Annotated in this window: 13 protein-coding genes; 7 read left to right on the plus strand and 6 right to left on the minus strand. The window is 72.1% G+C overall.

Annotation, left to right across the window (positions count from 1 at the left end; genetic code table 11):
• Window positions 1-126: 126 nt before the first annotated feature.
• The 4 genes from D1J60_RS13920 (at window position 127) to D1J60_RS13935 (ending at window position 6180) form a co-directional block, all read left to right on the plus strand.
• Window positions 127-876, plus strand: coding sequence for a TIGR03089 family protein (locus tag D1J60_RS13920; protein WP_125595561.1), 750 nt, complete (start codon window positions 127-129; stop codon window positions 874-876).
• 166 nt (window positions 877-1042) lie between these two features.
• Window positions 1043-2347, plus strand: coding sequence for an LCP family protein (locus D1J60_RS13925; RefSeq protein WP_345501212.1), 1305 nt, complete (start codon window positions 1043-1045; stop codon window positions 2345-2347).
• Between the two features lie 223 nt (window positions 2348-2570).
• A complete protein-coding gene (locus tag D1J60_RS13930) occupies window positions 2571-4307 on the plus strand; it encodes an LCP family protein (protein WP_125821315.1) in 1737 nt (578 codons plus the stop codon).
• 331 nt (window positions 4308-4638) lie between these two features.
• On the plus strand, window positions 4639-6180 hold the full coding sequence (locus tag D1J60_RS13935; protein WP_241253557.1) for an LCP family protein: 1542 nt from the start codon (window positions 4639-4641) through the stop codon (window positions 6178-6180).
• A gap of 86 nt (window positions 6181-6266) precedes the next feature.
• Here the strand turns inward: D1J60_RS13935 and D1J60_RS13940 are convergent, their stop codons facing one another.
• The gene (locus D1J60_RS13940) at window positions 6267-7307 is read right to left on the minus strand and encodes a glycosyltransferase family 2 protein (RefSeq protein WP_125821316.1); all 1041 of its coding nucleotides are present in this window, start codon (window positions 7305-7307) and stop codon (window positions 6267-6269) included.
• Between the two features lie 305 nt (window positions 7308-7612).
• Here D1J60_RS13940 and D1J60_RS13945 point away from each other — a divergent pair, with 305 nt between their 5' ends.
• Complete coding sequence (locus D1J60_RS13945) at window positions 7613-9004, plus strand: LCP family protein (RefSeq protein WP_125824018.1); 1392 nt, start codon at window positions 7613-7615, stop codon at window positions 9002-9004.
• 13 nt (window positions 9005-9017) lie between these two features.
• Here the strand turns inward: D1J60_RS13945 and D1J60_RS13950 are convergent, their stop codons facing one another.
• The gene (locus D1J60_RS13950; protein WP_125821317.1) at window positions 9018-10538 is read right to left on the minus strand and encodes a glycosyltransferase family 39 protein; all 1521 of its coding nucleotides are present in this window, start codon (window positions 10536-10538) and stop codon (window positions 9018-9020) included.
• Window positions 10539-10658: 120 nt separating this feature from the next.
• Window positions 10659-11195 (minus strand): acyl-CoA thioesterase, encoded by a 537-nt coding sequence (locus tag D1J60_RS13955; protein WP_125595564.1) that lies wholly within the window; start codon window positions 11193-11195, stop codon window positions 10659-10661.
• A gap of 106 nt (window positions 11196-11301) precedes the next feature.
• Here D1J60_RS13955 and D1J60_RS13960 point away from each other — a divergent pair, with 106 nt between their 5' ends.
• A complete protein-coding gene (locus D1J60_RS13960) occupies window positions 11302-12630 on the plus strand; it encodes an LCP family protein (RefSeq protein ID WP_125595565.1) in 1329 nt (442 codons plus the stop codon).
• An 83-nt stretch (window positions 12631-12713) separates the two neighbouring features.
• On the opposite strand, the gene D1J60_RS13965 is transcribed toward D1J60_RS13960, so the two are convergent.
• The 3 genes from D1J60_RS13965 to D1J60_RS13975 all read right to left on the minus strand — a co-directional run bounded on the left by D1J60_RS13965 (window position 12714) and on the right by D1J60_RS13975 (window position 16200).
• Complete coding sequence (locus D1J60_RS13965; protein ID WP_241253558.1) at window positions 12714-13430, minus strand: polyprenol monophosphomannose synthase; 717 nt, start codon at window positions 13428-13430, stop codon at window positions 12714-12716.
• Between the two features lie 113 nt (window positions 13431-13543).
• Complete coding sequence (locus D1J60_RS13970) at window positions 13544-14626, minus strand: NDP-sugar synthase (protein ID WP_007264479.1); 1083 nt, start codon at window positions 14624-14626, stop codon at window positions 13544-13546.
• Between the two features lie 416 nt (window positions 14627-15042).
• Window positions 15043-16200, minus strand: a complete 1158-nt coding sequence (locus tag D1J60_RS13975; protein ID WP_125595567.1) for an acyl-CoA dehydrogenase family protein — start codon at window positions 16198-16200, stop codon at window positions 15043-15045.
• Between the two features lie 240 nt (window positions 16201-16440).
• On the opposite strand from D1J60_RS13975, the gene D1J60_RS13980 reads away from it, so the two are divergent.
• Window positions 16441-17784 (plus strand): UDP-glucose/GDP-mannose dehydrogenase family protein, encoded by a 1344-nt coding sequence (locus D1J60_RS13980; protein ID WP_125821318.1) that lies wholly within the window; start codon window positions 16441-16443, stop codon window positions 17782-17784.
• Window positions 17785-17787: the final 3 nt, after the last annotated feature.

The raw sequence follows: 17787 nt of genomic DNA on the forward strand, positions 1-17787 counted from the left end.
GCACAGCCTCCACGAAGCGCCATCGGAGAACTGACGATCCGTCCGACGATCAGTGCGGCCGCCCACCCCCGTACGGGCGAGCCGCCACCCGCCGTACGGGGGACGGGCCCGCGTACGCTGGGCCGGGTGAACGCCACTGACCGCACCCCTGCCGACCTGCTGCGATCCGCGCTCGCCGCCGATCCGGGCCGCCCGCTCGTGACCTTCTACGACGACGCCACGGGCGAGCGCGTCGAATTGTCCGTCGCCACCTTCGCCAATTGGGTGGCCAAGACCGCCAATCTGCTCCAGGGTGACCTGGGCGCCGAGCCGGGCGACCGGCTCGCGCTGCTGCTGCCGGCGCACTGGCAGAGCGCCGTGTGGCTGCTCGCGTGTGCGTCCGTCGGGGTGGTGGCCGAGGTGGGCGGGGATCCCGCCGGTGCCGACCTGGTGGTGAGCGGGCCCGACACCCTGGAGGAGGCACGCGCCTGCTCCGGTGAGCGGGTGGCGCTCGCGCTGCGTCCGCTGGGCGGGCGGTTCCCGCAGCCGCCGGCCGGGTTCGCGGACTACGCGGTGGAGGTGCCGGGGCAGGGCGACCGGTTCGCTCCCTTCGTGCCGGTGGACGCCGACGGCCCGGGCCTGGTGGTGGGCGGCGAGGAGCTCAGTCACGCGGACGTGGTCGAGCGGGCGCGGGCCGACGCGGCCGGCCGGGGCGCCGGCGAGGGCGCCCGGGTGCTGTCGGGGCTCGGCTACGACAGCTGGGAGGGTTTGTCGGCGGGGCTGTACGGGGCGCTGGCCACGGGCGGCTCGGTGGTGCTGTGCCGGAACCTGGACGCGCTGTCGCCGCAGGCGCTGGAGCAGCGCGTGGAAAGCGAGCGCGTCACCCTGCGGGTCTGAGGGCACCCTCCGGGGGCCGTGCGGGGGCTCCGCCGCGATTTGTCACCCACATGGCCCTTGCCCGCCCCCTGCCCCCGGGCCGTCGGGCTCGCCCGGGGGCAGGATCGGCTCCAGGCCGTGCTCACCCGTACGGCTGGTTGCCGGCAGGGCGAGGGATGGAGCGCCAGTGGCGGACAGCGCGGGCATACCGGACGGCGGAGCGGCCGGGAGCGGCGGCGCGCCCCCGCACGGCCGCGGCCGTGGTCGCGGGCGTCGGCGCCGGATGCTGCGCTGGGTCGGGCTGGGGCTGGTCCTTCTGGTGCTGGCGGGCGCGGCGGCGGGCTGGTGGCTGTACGCGAAGCTCGACGGGAACATCACGGAGGACACCTCCGCCGAGGCCGAGCTGCGGCGCTACGAGCGCGAGCGGCCGACGCGCTTCGGGGCGGGCGTCCAGAACATCCTGCTGATCGGCTCGGACTCCCGGTCGGGCACGGCCAACTCGCGCTACGGGCAGGACGAGGGCACGCAGCGTTCGGACACCGCGATCCTGCTGCACCTGCCGGCGGACCGCGGGAGCGCGACCGCGGTGTCGATACCGCGGGACCTGATGGTGGAGGTCCCGAGCTGTCTGAAGCCGGACGGTACGCGGACCGGTGAGCGGCTCGCGCAGTTCAACTGGGCGTTTTCGTGGGGCGGGGCCGCCTGCACGATCCGTACGGTCGAACGGCTGACGGGGATCCGGATCGATCACCACATGGTGGTGGACTTCGGCGGGTTCAAGAAGATGGTCGACGCGGTCGGCGGGGTCGAGGTGTGCCTGAAGCGGCCGGTGGTGGACGGGGAGGCGCACCTCAGGCTCCCGGCGGGGCGCCAGCTGCTCCAGGGTGAGCAGGCGCTCGGTTTCGTGCGGGCGCGGTACGGTCTGGGCGACGGCAGCGACACCGAACGGATGGAGCGCCAGCAGCAGTTCCTGGGCTCGCTGGTGGAGAAGGTGAAGAGCAACGGGGTGCTGCTGAACCCGGGGCGGCTGTATCCGCTGCTGGACGCGGCCACCTCGTCGGTGACCACCGATCCGGGGCTGGCGTCGTTGCGCGGCCTGTATGAACTCGTACGGGGCGTACGGGACATACCGACTGATCAGGTCAAGTTCCTGACCGTGCCGCGTCGCCCGTACGCGGCGGATCCCAATCGGGACGAGCTCGTCGAGCCGGACGCGGCAAGGTTGTTCCGGCAGCTGCGCATGGACCTCCCGCTGACGGTCACCTCTGCGGAGCCGGATCCGCGGGTCCGGCCGGAGCCCGATCCGGAACCCGATCCGGAGCCTCGTACGGGGCCCTGGGAGCGGGTCCGGGAGAGCGCCGGACCGGCGACGGCGACCGGCCCGGCGGCCGCCTCGCGGGAGCCGTCGCCGACGCGAAGCGGAAGCCCGGTGGGGGTCACGCCGGCGCCGACTTTCACGGGAACCACGGCGGCCGCGGCCGACTGCCGGTAAAGCAATCCAAAAGCCCGGGGTCCGGCCGAGCCCGATGGGCGGTTTGGCCCGTTATAGAGAGAGTGGATTTTGTCACCAGCATGGTTTGGGGCTGACCTGGCCGGATAAGGTGAGCGATCCGGTGCACGGGCCGTGACAGGGGCCCCGCACCAGCAGCCGGATCGTTGACCGCGTGCCTGGGGGGAGGCGCGTCGCGAAGCACCGACGGAGGATTCGAGCAACCGTGGATGCGCAAAGCCGTGGGCGGGCGGACGAGATCGACCCCGCAGACCAGTGGGTGCTCAATCCCCGCACCGGCAACTACGAACTGCGACTGGGCCATTCCGCAGCGCAGCAGCCCGTCGTCGCCGCGCCCCGCAGATCCCGCAGGACCGCCACGGCTCCCTCCGCGCCGACCGCTCCCTCCCCGGCCGTACCCAAGCCCCGCCGCGGCGAGGGCCTGCCCGGCGGGCGGCGCGGCGGGCGTCCGCGCAAGGGCGGCGGTCCGCCCCGGCGGCGGAAGGTGCTGGTGGCGACGGGCGGGACGCTGGCGCTGCTGCTGGTCGCCGGCGGGCTGGGCTCGTACCTCTACTACGAGCACCTGAACGGCAATCTGAAGGTCATCGACACCGGTGGCGTCGGCGGCGGCTTCAAGAAGGACCAGCCGATCAACATCCTGGTGATCGGCACGGACAAGCGCAGCGGCAAGGGCAACGAGGGCTACGGGGACGCGGAGAGCGTCGGGCACGCCGACACCACGATCCTCTTCCACGTGTCCAAGGACCGCACCAACGCGACGGCGCTGTCCATCCCCCGCGACCTGATCACCGACATCCCGGCCTGCCCGACGAAGCAGCCGAACGGTTCGGTGAAGGACATCGCGGGCACCAAGGGCACCCGCTTCAACAACAGCCTGGGCCAGGAGGGGCGCGACCCGGGCTGCACGATGCGCACGGTCAAGCAGCTGACCGGCATCGAGGTCGACAACTTCATGATGGTCGACTTCAACGCGGTGAAGAACCTGAGCACGGCGGTGGGCGGGGTGCCGGTGTGCGTGGAGAAGGACGTCAACGACCGCGATTCCAAGCTGAACCTGAAGGCGGGCGAGCACCGGCTCCAGGGCGAGCAGGCGCTGGCCTTCGTGCGGACGCGGCACGCGTTCGGCAACGAGAGCGACCTGGACCGGATCAAGACCCAGCAGCAGTTCCTGGGTTCGATGATGCGGGAGATGAAGTCCAAGGAGACGCTGACCAGTCCGAAGAAGTTCGTGTCGCTGGCGGAGGCGGCCACCAAGTCGCTGACGGTGGACCAGGGGCTGGGGTCGATCGGGAAGCTCACCGACCTCGCCGGTGAGTTGAAGGACATGAACCTCAAGAACATCACCTTCACCACGCTCCCGGTGCTCGACAACCCGAACGAGCCGGCAAACCGGAAGTCGACCGTGGTCCTCAACGCGGCGCCCGCCGAGGAGCTGCTGCGGATGGTCCGGGCGGACGTCTCGCTGACCGAGGTCGAGAAGAAGGAGGCGGCGGCGAAGGAAGCGGCCGACGCCGACGCCAAGGCCCGGCAGGACGCGGTGCTCCAGGGCAACCGCGCGCCCGCGGGGGACGTCCGGGTGGACGTGTACAACGGCGGTGGGCCCCCGGGATCGGCCTCCACTACCCTGACCTGGCTGCAGAACAGCAAGGGCGTCCTCAAGGCCGGCAACCACGGCAACGCCTCCGCCCGGCTGGGCGCCACCCAGCTGGAGTTCGCCCCGAACCAGGCCGACCAGGCCCGGGCGCTGGCGGACATGATGGGGCTGTCCGGTGCCGCGCTGAAGATGGGTTCCGTGGACGCGGGTCCGAGGACGCCGATGAAGCTGACACTGGGTGCCGACTTCAAGGAGCCGGGGAAGCCGCTCGGTGCGCCGCAGGCTCCGCAGCAGGCGCCCGAGGGGCTCCAGCGGGTCGAGGCGGACAAGGCGGTCTGCGCGAAGTGAGCGGTCCGCGCCACGGGGGCGGACGGCTGTTAGGCACGGCACGCACCAGCACCACCGATCTTTTCGACCGGCCGGCGTATGACGGGCGGTAGCCGGCAGGACCGGCACCACACCGACCAGTAGTGATCTTGAGGGGGGACGCGTGAAGCACAGCAGCGTGCGGGGGGAGGGGGCGCCCGACCAGGCCGCCGACGGCATATCCGACGGCGAGCGGAAGACCGCCGCATCGGTGCCCCCGCCCCGGAAGGGCTCGGGTACGGCCCTGCCCGCGGAAGGCGGGCTCCCGGTGCGGCGGCGCCGCCGCCGGGTGCTGTTCTGGGTGGCGTCCGTCATGGCGTTCCTGATCCTGGGGACGTCGGCGGCCGGGTACCTCTACTACCGTCACCTCAACGGCAACATCCGCAGCGGGCAGCGCCTGAGCGGGGAGAGCGGCGTGGAGAAGACCCACGCCAACGCCAAGGGCCAGCGGCCGCTGAACATCCTGCTGATCGGCTCGGACAGCCGCAACAAGCCGGAGAACGTCGAACTGGGCGGCAGTCACGACACCGTGGGGAACCCCCCGCTCGCGGACGTGCAGATGCTGCTGCACGTGTCGGCCGACCGGGAGAACGCCTCCGTGGTGAGCATCCCTCGCGACACCCGGGTCGAGATACCGGAGTGCACGGACCCCAAGAGCGGCGAGAAGTTCAAGAAGACCCGGGCGATGATCAACGAGTCGCTCGGTCGCGGCGGTCCCGGCTGCACGCTGGCCACGTGGGAGAAGCTGACCAACGTCTACATCGACCACTGGATGATGATCGACTTCTCCGGTGTGGTGCAGATGGCCGACGCGGTCGGCGGCGTCCCGGTCTGCGTCAAGGACAACGTCTGGGACCGGCCGATAGCCACCTCCGGCGGCGGCTCCGGCCTCAAGCTCCAGAAGGGCACCACCCGGGTCAAGGGCGAGCAGGCCCTGCAGTGGCTGCGCACCCGGCACGCGTTCAGCAGCGACCTGGGCCGGGCGCAGGCCCAGCACATGTACATGAACTCGATGATGCGCGAGCTCAAGAGCCAGAACGCCTTCACCGACGTCGGCCGGATCACGGCGCTGGCCGAGGCCGGCACGAAGGCGCTGGAGGTCTCGGAGGAGATCGGCTCGGTCAAGAAGCTCTACAACCTGGCCATGCAGCTCAAGGACGTGCCGACCAACCGCATCACGATGACGACGATGCCGACCTTCCAGGACCCCTCGGACCCGGACCGGCTCGTGGTGAACCCGGCGGACGCCGACAAGCTGTGGACGATGCTCCGCAAGGACGTGGCCTTCGACAAGAACGGCACTCCGACCACCCCGCAGAGCCCCTCGGCCTCCGCGTCCGCTCCGTCGCAGCCCTCCTCCGGGGCCTCGCAGCCGGGCCAGCCGTCGCCGTCGGGCCAGCCGGCGCAGCCGGGCCCGGGGCCGTCCGCGGCTCCGTCGACCGCGCCGGACAAGATCCAGGTCAACGTGGTCAACGGCACCGCGGTGGAGAAGATGCCGCTGGCCCCCCGGCGGGCGAACGTGGTGGCGGAGGCCCTGGTCGCCAAGGGCTTCACGGGGGCCCGCGCGGACAGCGCGCTGACCCCGGAGAAGGCCACCGTGGTGCGCTACCCGTCCCCCGAGCTGGCCGGCGAGGCGCAGAGCGTGGCGGCGGCCATGGGCATCCCGGGCACCGCGGTGCAGCAGTCGGCGGACGTCTCGCGGATCACCCTGATCGTGGGCGGCGACTGGCGCGACGGCGCGGTCTACCCGCAGCAGGCGCCGCCGGAGGCCGGTTCCGTGCCGGACACGGCCGACGCCCTCAACGGTTCGGACACCGGGGCCTGCATGGAGGTCTACAAGCCGTACCGCTGGTGAGCCGGCCCGGTCGAACGCGAAGGGGTGACCCGGTCCGTGGAGGGCCGGGTCACCCCTTCGTGCCGTTTCCGCCGCCCGCGGCGGTGTCAGACCTGCGAGTGGTCCCGGGCTCCGGCCGGGCCCGGGACGGACGGGCGGCGGCTCGCGATGACCTTGCGGGCCAGCGAGCGCGGGCTGGTGAGGAAGCCGAAGCCCCAGCTCATGTGCATGGTGGCGAGGGCGAGCGGGATCTGGGCGCGGGCCTTGAGCGGCAGCCCCCGGCCGGCCGGGACGGAGCCCGCGGTGATCGCGGCGAGGTAGCCGGCCGGGACGGCGAAGGCCCACGGGGTGAGGGCCACGCCCGCCACCACACCGGCCGCGATGGCGCAGACGGCGGTCGGCGGGGCGAGGTAGCGCAGGTTGATGGAGCCGGAGTGGTAGCGGGCCACGACGTGGCGCCAGCGGCCGTAGTCCTTGTACTGCTTGGCCAGGGCTCGTACGGAGGGCCGCGGGCGGTACTGGACCTTCAGCTCGGGGGAGAACCAGATGAGCCCGCCCGCCTCGCGGATGCGGAAGTTCAGCTCCCAGTCCTGGGCGCGGATGAACTCCTCGTTGTACCCGCCCTGCTGTTCGAGGGCCTCGCGGCGGAAGACGCCGAGGTAGACGGTGTCGGCGGGGCCGGCCTGGCCGCCGGTGTGGAAGGCGGCGTTGCCGACGCCGATCTTCGAGGTCATCGCGGCGGCGACGGCCTCTTCCCAGGCGTTCTCGCCCTCGGCGTGCATGATGCCGCCGACGTTCTGCGCGCCGGTCTCCTCCAGGAGGCGGACGGCGGTGGCGATGTAGTTCGGGGAGAGCATGCCGTGGCCGTCGACGCGGACGACGATCGGGTGACGCGAGGCCTTGATCGCGGCGTTGAGGGCGGCGGGGGTCCGTCCGGTGGGGTTCGGAACGGTGTGGACGCGGGGGTCTTCGCGTACGAGTTCGGCGGCGATCTCGTCGGTGCGGTCCGTGGACGGCCCGAGCGCGATCACCACCTCCATCTCGCCTGCGTACTCCTGTCCGAGGATGTGCCGGACGGAGTCACGCAGGTGGCGCTCCTCGTTGAGCACCGGCATGATCACCGAGACTGCGGGCTGCTGGGCGGGCATGTCGTCCTTCACGGTCGGGTACCGGTGTCACGTTACCGCGTACGGGGGAAACGGGTGCGCGGCGGACGAGCGGTACGGACAGCGGCTGATCGTATGGGCCTACTGTTCTGACGAATCTGCCCGATGTGCCGGCCGGTCGGCACCGTGAGCGAACCGCCGGCTCCGTCCCCGTGCTGTCCCCCGCGGAGGTGTCCACCGTGCCCCAGCCGCACCGTCCCACCCCACCCGCCAGGCCCTCCCAGCCGCAGCGTGCGCGCGGCGGCGGCCGCCGGGGCAGGCGCCGGGAGGGCAGGCCCCGGTGGGGGGTGCGGATCGCGGCCGGGCTGTCGCTGGTGGTGCTGGGGTCCGGAGCGGTCGGGCACGCGGTGATGACGGGCCTGGACACCGGGATCGAACGGGTCGACCCCTTCAAGGACATGAAGAACCGCCCCCAGGCCGGGCACGGGATGAACTTCCTGCTCGTCGGCACAGACGGCCGCGACCGGATCACCCCGCAGGAGAAGCGCGCGTTCCGGCTCGGCGGCGCCCCCTGCCACTGCACCGACACGATCATGCTGGTGCACCTCTCCGCCGACCGGGAGCGGGCCAGCGTCGTCAGCCTGCCCCGGGACAGCTACGCCGAACTGCCCCCGCACCGCGACCCGGTGACCGGCAAGCCGCACCGGCCGCACCCCGTGAAGCTGAACGCCGCCTACGCCGAGGGCGGGCCGAACCTGACCGTGCGCACCGTGGAGAACATGACGAAGGTCAAGATCGACCACTACCTGGAGGTGGACTTCAGCAGCTTCATGAAGACCGTCGACGCGATGGGCGGCGTGGAGATCTGCACCGTCAAGGCGCTGCACGACCAGAACACCGGCCTGGACCTGCTGCCGGGCACGCACCGGCTCAACGGCGGCCAGGCCCTCCAGTACGTCCGCTCCCGCCATGTCGACGGGGCCTCCGATCTGGGCCGCATGCAGCGGCAGCAGCGGTTCGTCGCCGCCCTCGTCAAACAGGCCACCGGGGGCGGGGTGCTGCTCAACCCGGTGAAGTTCAAGGAGGTCAGCTCCACCCTGCTGGGGTCGGTGCGGGCCGACCGCGACTTCGGCTCGGAGCAGATGCTGGCGCTGGGCCAGGCCATGCGCGACTTCACGCCTTCCTCGTCCGAGTTCGCCTCGGTGCCGGTCGGGGACGCCTCGTACCCGGTCAAGGGCATCGGCTCGACGGTGAAGTGGGACGGCCCGAAGGCGGCCCGGCTCTTCGAGTCGCTGCGCCAGGACCGGCCGCTGGCCCCGCCCCGGCCCGGCGGGGGCGCGGGCGGGGGGCAGCGGCCCGCCGCCGTGCCGGTGGACGTGCCGCCGCAGCAGGTGCGGGTCCAGGTGGAGAACGGGACCCGGATCGACGGGCTCGGCGGCCGGGTGGACGAGGCCCTGCGCGCCACCGGCTTCGACACGACCCGCACCCCGGGCAACGCCGCCAGCCGCGACGTCCGGCGCACGGTGATCGCGTACGACCCGCGCTGGGACCGCTCCGCCCGCACGGTGGCGGCGGCGCTGCCGGGCAGCGAGCTGCGCGCGGTCGCCGGGCAGGGCCGCACGGTGCTGGTGACGGCCGGCTCGGAGTACCGCAAGGTGGTGCCGGTGCGGGCCGAGAACCCCTACCGGGACGGCGGCGCCCAGGCCGTCACCGGCGACCAGGTGGTGTGCGGGCCGTAGGCCGTCCCGCCGGCTAGGCCGTGCGCTCCAGCAGGGAGACCGTCAGGCCGCGCACCGTCTTGCTCTCGGCCACCCGGTAGTGGCTGCGAAGCGCTTCGGCCTGCCCCTTGGGGAACTTGTGGTACGGGTTGTCCGTGCCGCTCCAGGTCACCACCCACACCCGGGGGGTGGTGCCCAGGCACTGCGCGGGCCGGCCGCACTCCTTGGGGAACAGGTCGTCGCGCTGGAGCGCCGAGCGCTCGGCGAAGACGTCCTTGAGGCGGACGCGGTCCGGCAGGAAGTACTCCACCTGGAAGTCGATCATGAACACCCGGTCGTCGCCGCGTACGGGCGCGAACCCGTCCCCGGGCCGGTAGCCCTTGGCGATGATCTTCGCGACGGCCTGGCCGTCCTGCTCGACCCTGGCCCACTCGGTGCGCATCTGCCGCTGGTCGGGCAGGCCGAGGACGATCAGCGCGGCCAGCACCAGCGCCCCGGCCCGCAGCGGCCGCAGCGCGGCCAGCGCGGCTGCCGCGAGCACCACCCAGGCGGGCACGGTGAAGAGCAGGTAGCGGTCCATGAAGTACGAGGTGCTGCCCTGCGACACCACCCAGGCGGCCACGACCGGGGCCGCGCCGGTCAGCAGGAGCTCCCCGGCGGGCCGCCGGCCCCGGCTCCAGGCGAGCGGCAGCAGCACCAGCGCGCCGAGGAGCAGGCCGGTGGTCGGGGAGGCGAAGAGGGTGCTCCACAGGTCGGCGAAGCTCCGCAGGTGCGGGGTCTTGATCCAGCTGATCTGCCGGGTGACCTGACGCTGCCCCAGCAGCACCAGCGGCACCACGGGCAGCAGGCCCACGGCCACCGTCACCGCGAAAGCGACGACGGTCCGCCCGCGCCGGTCCCGCCGCCACCGCAGCAGCACGATCAGCCCGTGCGGCAGCAGGATCAGCAGGGACACGACGTGGAACAGCCCGGCCGCCGCCACGGCGAGGGCGTACGGGGCCCAGCGCCGCGGGGCCGGCCGCTCCAGCGCCCGCAGCAGCAGCCAGGTCGCGGCGCTGACGGCGAGCACGACGAAGGCGTACGACCGCGCCTCCTGCCCGTACCGGGACACGGCCGGCACGAACGCGAAGAGCAGCCCGGTGAAGACGGCCGTGCGCCGGTCGAAGAGCGTACGGGCCGTCAGGACGGCGAAGGCGGCGGCGCCGGCCATGGCGAGCGCCGACGGGAACCGGAGCATGGCGAGGGAGTCGCCGAAGACGGAGACCCACCCGTGCAGCAGGAGGTAGTAGGCGCCGGAGACGGCGTCGACGTGCCGCAGCATGTCGATCAGCTCGCCGGTGCTGCGCGAGGCGGCGTTCCAGCTGGCGAGCTCGTCCCGCCAGGGCTGGGCGCGGCCGATGCCGAACGCGGTGACGGCCAGGGTCAGCAGTGCGGCCCACAGCCAGTCGAGGCGGGCCGGCAGCCGGCGGGGCGCCGCGGGCTCCTCGTCCGTTCCGGCGCTTCGGCGCCCGGCCGCACCGGCCGGGGAGTCGGGCAGCGTGCGTGCGGAGGTCATCGGATGGAAGCGCCTTCTGCGGGGACGGCAGGGCGCTCGACGGTCGCGGCGCGGCTGCGTACGGGTGGTCGGACGTCAGCGCAGCAGTCTACGGGGGCGTCACTGCCGCAGCCGAATGGATCACTCCTCGATGCCCTCGGCCGCGCGCCGCGCGCGCAGCTCGGTGATCGCCTGCCGGCGGGCGAGCCGGTGGGTGCGGCGGATCTGGGCCTCCTGGTAGCGGCGCTCGTCCTGCTCGGTCTGCGGGATCACCGGCGGGACCCGGCGGGGCTTGCCGTCGGCGTCCACCGCCGTGAAGACGAGGTAGGCGCTGCCGACCTGGGTGGCGGGGCTCGACTCGTTCCACCGCTCGGCGAGGACGCGTACGCCGACCTCCATCGAGGTGCGTCCGGTCCAGTTGACCTGCGCCCGGACGTGGACCAGGTCGCCGACGCGGACGGGGGCGAGGAAGGCCATCTCGTCCATGGAGGCGGTGACGGCGGGGCCGCCGGAGTGCCGCCCGGCCACGGCGCCGGCCGCGTCGTCCACCAGCTTCATGATCACACCGCCGTGCACGGTGCCGAGCAGGTTGGTGTCGTTGGCCGTCATGATGTGGCTGAGGGTGGTCCGGGACGCCGAGATCGGCTTGCCCTCGGGTGCGTCCGGTATCTGTGTCATACAGCCACCTTAAGTGCCGCCCGTAGGCATCAGGTGTGCAACAGGCGCGGTACGAAGCGTGGACCGGGGTGTCGGGCGGCCCTCCCGGCCGGGCATCCTTGTGCGCATGAGTGACTGGGACGGGTACGGCGAGCGCGACGCGCGGGGCCGCCGCGATGACGGGTACGGGCGCGGCAGCGGGCAGGCGCAGCCGGAGGGGGCGCAGCGGATGCGCCGCGTCCAGCGGCAGCCGCAGCAGCCGCCCCAGCGCCCGGGGCGTCCGCCGGTCCCGCCGCAGGCCCCGCCGCAGGGCGGCCGTCCGGGGTACGGGGTGCCGCAGCAGGCGCAGGCTCCGGCCTCGGGATACGACAGCGGCTACAACACCGGCCAGGTGTACGGGCGTCCCGCGGCTCCCGGCGGTCCGGGCCAGCGCCCGCCGGGCGGGCCCGGCGGCCCGGGCAGGCCGCAGGGGCCGGCCCCTGACTGGCGCAAGCGGATCAAGATCGGTTCGATCGCGGTGGTCTCCGTACTCCTCGTGACCGGCATCGGCACCTACTTCTGGGCGGACTCCCAGGTGCGCCGCGAGGTGGACCTGTCGAAGGTCATCGAGCGCCCGAAGGAGGGCGACTGCACCACCTACCTCATCGTGGGCTCCGACAGCCGCGAGGGGATGTCCGACGAGGAGAAGAAGAAGCTCCACACGGGCTCCGCCGAGGGCAAGCGCACCGACTCGATGATGATCCTGGCGAAGTGCTCCAGCGGGAACACGATGATCTCGCTGCCGCGCGACTCGGACGTGGAGATCCCCTCCTTCGTCGGCTCCCAGTCGGGCAAGAAGTTCCCCTCGCAGGGGCGGCGGGTCAAGCTCAACGCCGCGTACGCGGAGGACGGGCCGGAACTGCTGGTGCGGACGGTGGAGTTCAACACCGGCCTGCGCATCGACCACTACGCCGAGATCGGCTTCGCGGGCTTCGCGAACATCGTCGACGCCCTCGGCGGGGTGGAGCTGGACATCGAGCAGGGCTTCAAGGACGAGAAGTCGGGCGCCGACTTCAAGGCGGGAAAGCAGACCCTCAACGGCGAGCAGTCGCTGGCCTTCGTCCGCACCCGGTACGCCTTCGCCGAGTCGGACCTCCAGCGGACGAAGAACCAGCAGAAGTTCCTCTCCGCGCTCGCGAGCCAGGCGGCCACCCCGGGCACGGTCCTGAACCCCTTCTCCCTCTACCCGGTCATGGGAGCCGGCCTGGACACGCTGATCGTGGACAAGGACATGGGGCTGTGGGACATGGGGCAGATGTTCTTCGCGATGAAGGGCATCAGCGGCGGTGACGGCGTGTCGATGAACATGCCGATCTCCGGTCAGCGCGGCGGCAACCTGGTCTGGGACAAGGCGAAGGTGCAGCAGCTGGTCAAGGAGATCCAGAAGGACCAGAAGGTGACCGTCAGGGGGCAGTGACCCGGCCCCCGGCGGGTGGTGGAACGAAGGAGGAGGGGAACCCCGGCCGGGGTGCCCCTCCTCCTTCGTCGTCCGTCCGTGCGTTACTTGCCGGCGCGGGCGCGGAGCTTCCACGGCATGGCGATGGACTCCAGCTGGACGGCCAGGTTCATCTTGGACTCGCCGACGGTGCGGTCCTCGAAGTGGATCGGGACCTCCATCACCTGGAAGCCGCGGCGCAGGGCCTTGTACTTCATCTCCACCTGGAAGCTGTAGCCGGCGCTGCCGATCGACGCGAGGTCGATCGCCTTGAGCGCGCCGGCGCTCCACAGGTTGAAGCCGCCGGTGATGTCGCGGACGCGGGTGCCGAGGATGGTGCTCGCGTACGCGTTGGCCCAGCGGGAGAGCAGCTTGCGGTGCGCGCCCCAGGCGTCGGACAGCGTGCCGCCCGGCACGTAGCGGGATCCGACGACGAGACCGGCTCCGGTGGAGCGGGCGACGCCCAGCATCTCGGAGATCTTGCCGGCCGGGTGGGAGCCGTCGGCGTCCATCTGCAGGACGTACTCGGCGCCGTCCTCGACGGCCTTGGCCATGCCCGCTGCGTAGGCACGGCCGAGGCCGTCCTTGGCGGTGCGGTGCAGGACGGACATGCGGGGCTTGCCGTCCTCGGTGAGGAAGCCCTCGGCGAGCTCGTCGGCGATCTTGCCGGTGCCGTCGGGCGAGGAGTCGTCGACGATCAGCAGGCGCAGGCCCGGCTGGTCGAGGCCCATGAGCAGCTCCACCATGCCCGGCAGGTTGCCCGCCTCGTTGTAGGTGGGCATGACCACGGTGAGCGGCGTGTCCGCCCAGGTGTCGGGGAGCTTGGTGGTTGCGACGTCGGTCGGGCGGGGAGTCTGCTGCTCGCCTATCACAGGTTGTGCCTCACTGAAGTTGGTCACCGGTCGGAGGAGAAACGGACGGCGGCGTCCGGCAGTTCAGCCTCGCACCACACCCGCACCCCTGCGCGAAGTTCGTTGTCAGCCCCCACGACGGCGCCGTCGCCGATGACCGCGCCCGTCAGCACCGTGCGCGTTCCCACCGAGGCGCCTGCGCCGATGAGGCTGGCGCTCACCACCGTGTCCGCGCCGAGGATCGCGCCGTCCAGCACGATGGAGCCCTGGACGACAGCACCCGATTCGATCCGGGCGCCGGCACCCACAACGGTACCGCCCGAGAGCTTGGCGCCCTCCGCCACCTCGGCACCGGGGAGGACGAGCGCCTCGCCGCGCGGGCCGGGGACGGCCGGGGAGGAGACGACGCCGCGCACCAGGTCGGCGGAGGCCTGGACGAAGGACTCGGGCTTGCCGAGGTCCAGCCAGTAGGTGTCCTCGGTGACGCCGTGGAGCTTGGCGCCGGAGGCGAGCAGGCCGGGGAAGGTCTCGCGCTCGACGGACACCGGCCGGCCGGCGGGGATGGAGTCGATCACGCTGCGGCGGAAGACGTAGCAGCCGGCGTTGATCTGGTCGGTGATGATCTCCTCGGGGGTCTCCGGCTTCTCGGTGAAGGCCAGCACCCGCCCGTCGGCGTCGGTGGGGACCAGGCCGAAGGCGCGCGGGTCCTCGACGCGTACGAGGTGCAGGGAGACGTCGGCGTCGGCCGCCTGGTGCGACTCGACCAGGCCGGCGATGTCGAGACCGGTGAGGATGTCGCCGTTGAAGACGAGGACCGGGGAGTCCGGACCACCCGTCAGGCGCTCGGCGGCGTTGCGGATGGCGCCGCCCGTGCCCAGCGGCTCGTCCTCGACGACGTATTCGAGGGTGATGCCGAAGTCGGAACCGTCGCCGAAGTAGGGCTCGAAGACCTCGGCGAGGTAGCAGGTGGCCATCACGATGTGCGTGACCCCGGCGGCGGCGGCCCTGGCTATCTGGTGGGCGAGGAACGGGACGCCCGCTGCCGGAACCATCGGCTTGGGGGTGTTCACCGTCACGGGGCGCAGTCGCGTCCCCTGCCCGCCGACCAGCAGGATCGCTTCCGTCATTTTGTTCTCTCCCCAACCGGTTCAGGCGTACGAAGCTTCAAAGTTAGCCCATCCCGGGCGGTGCAAAGCCCTCAGGCGGGCCCTGCGGGCCGCCTCCGGCAACGTTCCGGTTACGGCGGGTTCCGTACTCCGCGCGGGCGCGGGGACCCGGCCGTCCCCTCTCTATGTACGGCGTGCCGGCCGAGCGGCCGAAGACCCGCTGCTCAGCGGCGAAAGCCCGCCCGCGAGATCCGCCCGCGGGCCGCGGGCCGCGCGGGCGGGCCAAGGGACTCCTCCTCGGGCCGGGCGCGGCGGCCCGCCGGGGGCGTACGGCCGCGGTCCGGCCGCCCGCTGGATCGGAATCGTTACAAAGGAGGGTGTACGGAAAGGCCCCCGGCGGGTGCGGGGGCCTTTCGCGCGTCTCCGGGCCGGGCGCGTTACGGCAGGTTGCGGGCCATGACGATGCGCTGGACCTGGTTCGTGCCCTCGTAGATCTGGGTGATCTTGGCGTCGCGCATCATGCGCTCGACCGGGTAGTCGCGGGTGTAGCCGTAGCCGCCGAGGAGCTGGACGGCGTCCGTGGTGACCTCCATCGCGACGTCGGAGGCGAAGCACTTGGCCGCGGCGCCGAAGAAGGTCAGGTCGCCGTCGACGCGCTCCGACTTGGCGGCCGCCGCGTACGTCAGCTGGCGGGCGGCCTCGATCTTCATGGCCATGTCCGCGAGCATGAACTGGACGCCCTGGAAGTCGCCGATCGGCTTGCCGAACTGCTTGCGCTCCTGGACGTAGCCCTTGGCGTAGTCCAGGGCGCCCTGGGCGATGCCGAGGGCCTGGGCGGCGATGGTGATGCGGGTGTGGTCGAGGGTCTTCATCGCGGTGGCGAAGCCGGTGCCCTCGGCGCCGATCATGCGGTCGGCGGGGATGCGGACGTTGTCGAGGTAGACCTCGCGCGTCGGGGAGCCCTTGATGCCGAGCTTCTTCTCGGGGGCGCCGAAGGAGACGCCCTCGTCGGACTTCTCGACGACGAAGGCCGAGATGCCCTTGGAGCGCTTCTCCGGGTCGGTGACGGCCATCACCGTGTAGTAGTCGGAGACGCCCGCGTTGGTGATCCAGCGCTTGACGCCGTTGAGCACCCAGAAGTCGCCGTCGCGGACCGCGCGGGTCTTCATGCCGGCCGCGTCGGAGCCCGCGTCGGGCTCGGAGAGGCAGTAGGAGAACATCGCGTCGCCCTTGGCGAGCGGGCCGAGGTACTTGGCCTTGAGCTCCTCGGAGCCGGAGAGGATCACCGGGAGGGAGCCGAGCTTGTTCACGGCCGGGATCAGGGAGGAGGAGGCGCAGACGCGGGCCACTTCCTCGATCACGATCACGGTGGCGAGGGCGTCGGCGCCGGCGCCGCCGTAGGTCTCGGGCACGTGAACGGCGTGCAGGTCGTTGGCGACGAGCGCGTCGAGGGCCTCCTGCGGGAAGCGGGCCTCCTCGTCGACCGCGGCCGCGAACGGGAGGATCTTCGCCTCGCACAGCGCGCGGACGGAGTCGCGGAGCATGTCGTGCTCCTCGGCCGGGCGGTACAGGTCGAAGTCGGCAGAACCCGCCAAGATCTCTCACTCCCCAAGGTCACGCGCCGTGGAAGGCGCGACAGCCGTGTGTCGCTGTCGCACGCCCGGCGCGGGATGCTAACTACCGTTAAGTAACCCAAATTCTAGTTCCCGGCGTCCGTGCAGCGATATGCGGCGCGTACGTGAGCTGCGTGACAGCCGGATGCTCCGGGGAACGTCCCCACGGACCGGCCCGACTATGCTCGGGGCCGCAAACGGCCCCGCACCTCTGGAGCATCCATGGCCCCCCTCAAGATCACCGTGATCGGTACCGGCTACCTCGGCGCCACCCACGCCGCGGCCATGGCGGAACTCGGCTTCGAGGTGCTGGGCCTGGACGTGGTCCCGGAGAAGATCGCGATGCTGGAGGCCGGCCGGGCCCCGATGTACGAGCCCGGCCTGGAGGAGCTGCTCGCCCGGCACGTGGCGGGACTGCCCGGATCCACCGGCCGGCTGCGGTTCACGCGGTCGTGGGAGGAGCTCGGCGCGTTCGGCGACGTCCACTTCGTGTGCGTGAACACCCCGCAGAAGCACGGCGAGTACGCCTGCGACATGTCGTACGTGGACGCGGCGTTCGAATCGCTCGCCCCGCACCTGAACGGGCCGGCGCTGGTGGTCGGCAAGTCGACCGTGCCGGTGGGCTCGGCGGCGCGGCTCGCGGCGAAGCTGGCGGAACTGGCCCCGGCGGGCGCGGACGTCGAACTGGCGTGGAACCCGGAGTTCCTGCGCGAGGGCTTCGCGGTGCAGGACACCCTGCACCCCGACCGGATCGTCATCGGCGTCCGGGGCGAACGCGGCGAGAAGCTGCTGCGCGAGGTGTACGAGACCCCGATGTCCGAGGGCAGCCCGCTGGTGGTCACCGACTTCCCGACCGCGGAACTGGTCAAGACGGCCGCCAACTCCTTCCTGGCCACCAAGATCTCCTTCATCAACGCGATGGCGGAGGTGTGCGAGGCCGCCGGCGGCGACGTGGTCAAGCTCGCCGAGGCCATCGGCCACGACGAGCGGATCGGCGCGAAGTTCCTGCGCGCCGGGATCGGCTTCGGCGGCGGCTGCCTGCCCAAGGACATCCGCGCCTTCATGGCCCGCGCCGGCGAGCTGGGCGCCGACCAGGCCCTGACCTTCCTGCGCGAGGTCGACTCCATCAACATGCGCCGCCGCGGCCACATGGTCGAGCTGGCCCGCGAGGCCGTCGGCGGCTCCTTCCTCGGCAAGCGGGTCGCCGTCCTCGGCGCCACCTTCAAGCCCGACTCCGACGACGTCCGCGACTCCCCCGCCCTCAACGTCGCCGGGCAGATCCACCTCCAGGGCGGCCAGGTCACCGTCTACGACCCCAAGGGCATGGACAACGCCCGCCGCGTCTTCCCCACCCTCGGCTACGCGGACTCCGCGCTGGCGGCGGCCCGCGGCGCCGAGGTCGTCCTGCACCTCACCGAGTGGCGCGAGTTCCGCGACCTCGACCCGGCCGAGCTCGGCGCCGTCGTCACCGACCGCCTCGTCCTGGACGGGCGCAACGCCCTGGATCCGGTGCGCTGGCGGGCGGCCGGCTGGACGTACCGCGCGATGGGCCGGCCGCAGGCCTGACGC

Source organism: Streptomyces sp. W1SF4 (genome assembly GCF_003950035.1).
Classification (GTDB): domain Bacteria; phylum Actinomycetota; class Actinomycetes; order Streptomycetales; family Streptomycetaceae; genus Streptomyces; species Streptomyces racemochromogenes.

Bases quoted from the DNA above. Each gene is read 5' to 3' on its own strand.
- D1J60_RS13980 (WP_125821318.1), top strand. From the start codon at position 16,441: ATGGCCCCCCTCAAGATCACCGTGATCGGTACCGGCTACCTCGGCGCC.
- D1J60_RS13935 (WP_241253557.1), top strand. From the start codon at position 4,639: ATGGCGTTCCTGATCCTGGGGACGTCGGCGGCCGGGTACCTCTACTAC.
- D1J60_RS13960 (WP_125595565.1), top strand. From the start codon at position 11,302: ATGAGTGACTGGGACGGGTACGGCGAGCGCGACGCGCGGGGCCGCCGC.
- D1J60_RS13970 (WP_007264479.1), bottom strand. From the start codon at position 14,626: ATGACGGAAGCGATCCTGCTGGTCGGCGGGCAGGGGACGCGACTGCGC.
- D1J60_RS13950 (WP_125821317.1), bottom strand. From the start codon at position 10,538: ATGACCTCCGCACGCACGCTGCCCGACTCCCCGGCCGGTGCGGCCGGG.
- D1J60_RS13965 (WP_241253558.1), bottom strand. From the start codon at position 13,430: ATGCCCACCTACAACGAGGCGGGCAACCTGCCGGGCATGGTGGAGCTG.
- D1J60_RS13940 (WP_125821316.1), bottom strand. From the start codon at position 7,307: ATGCCCGCCCAGCAGCCCGCAGTCTCGGTGATCATGCCGGTGCTCAAC.
- D1J60_RS13955 (WP_125595564.1), bottom strand. From the start codon at position 11,195: ATGACACAGATACCGGACGCACCCGAGGGCAAGCCGATCTCGGCGTCC.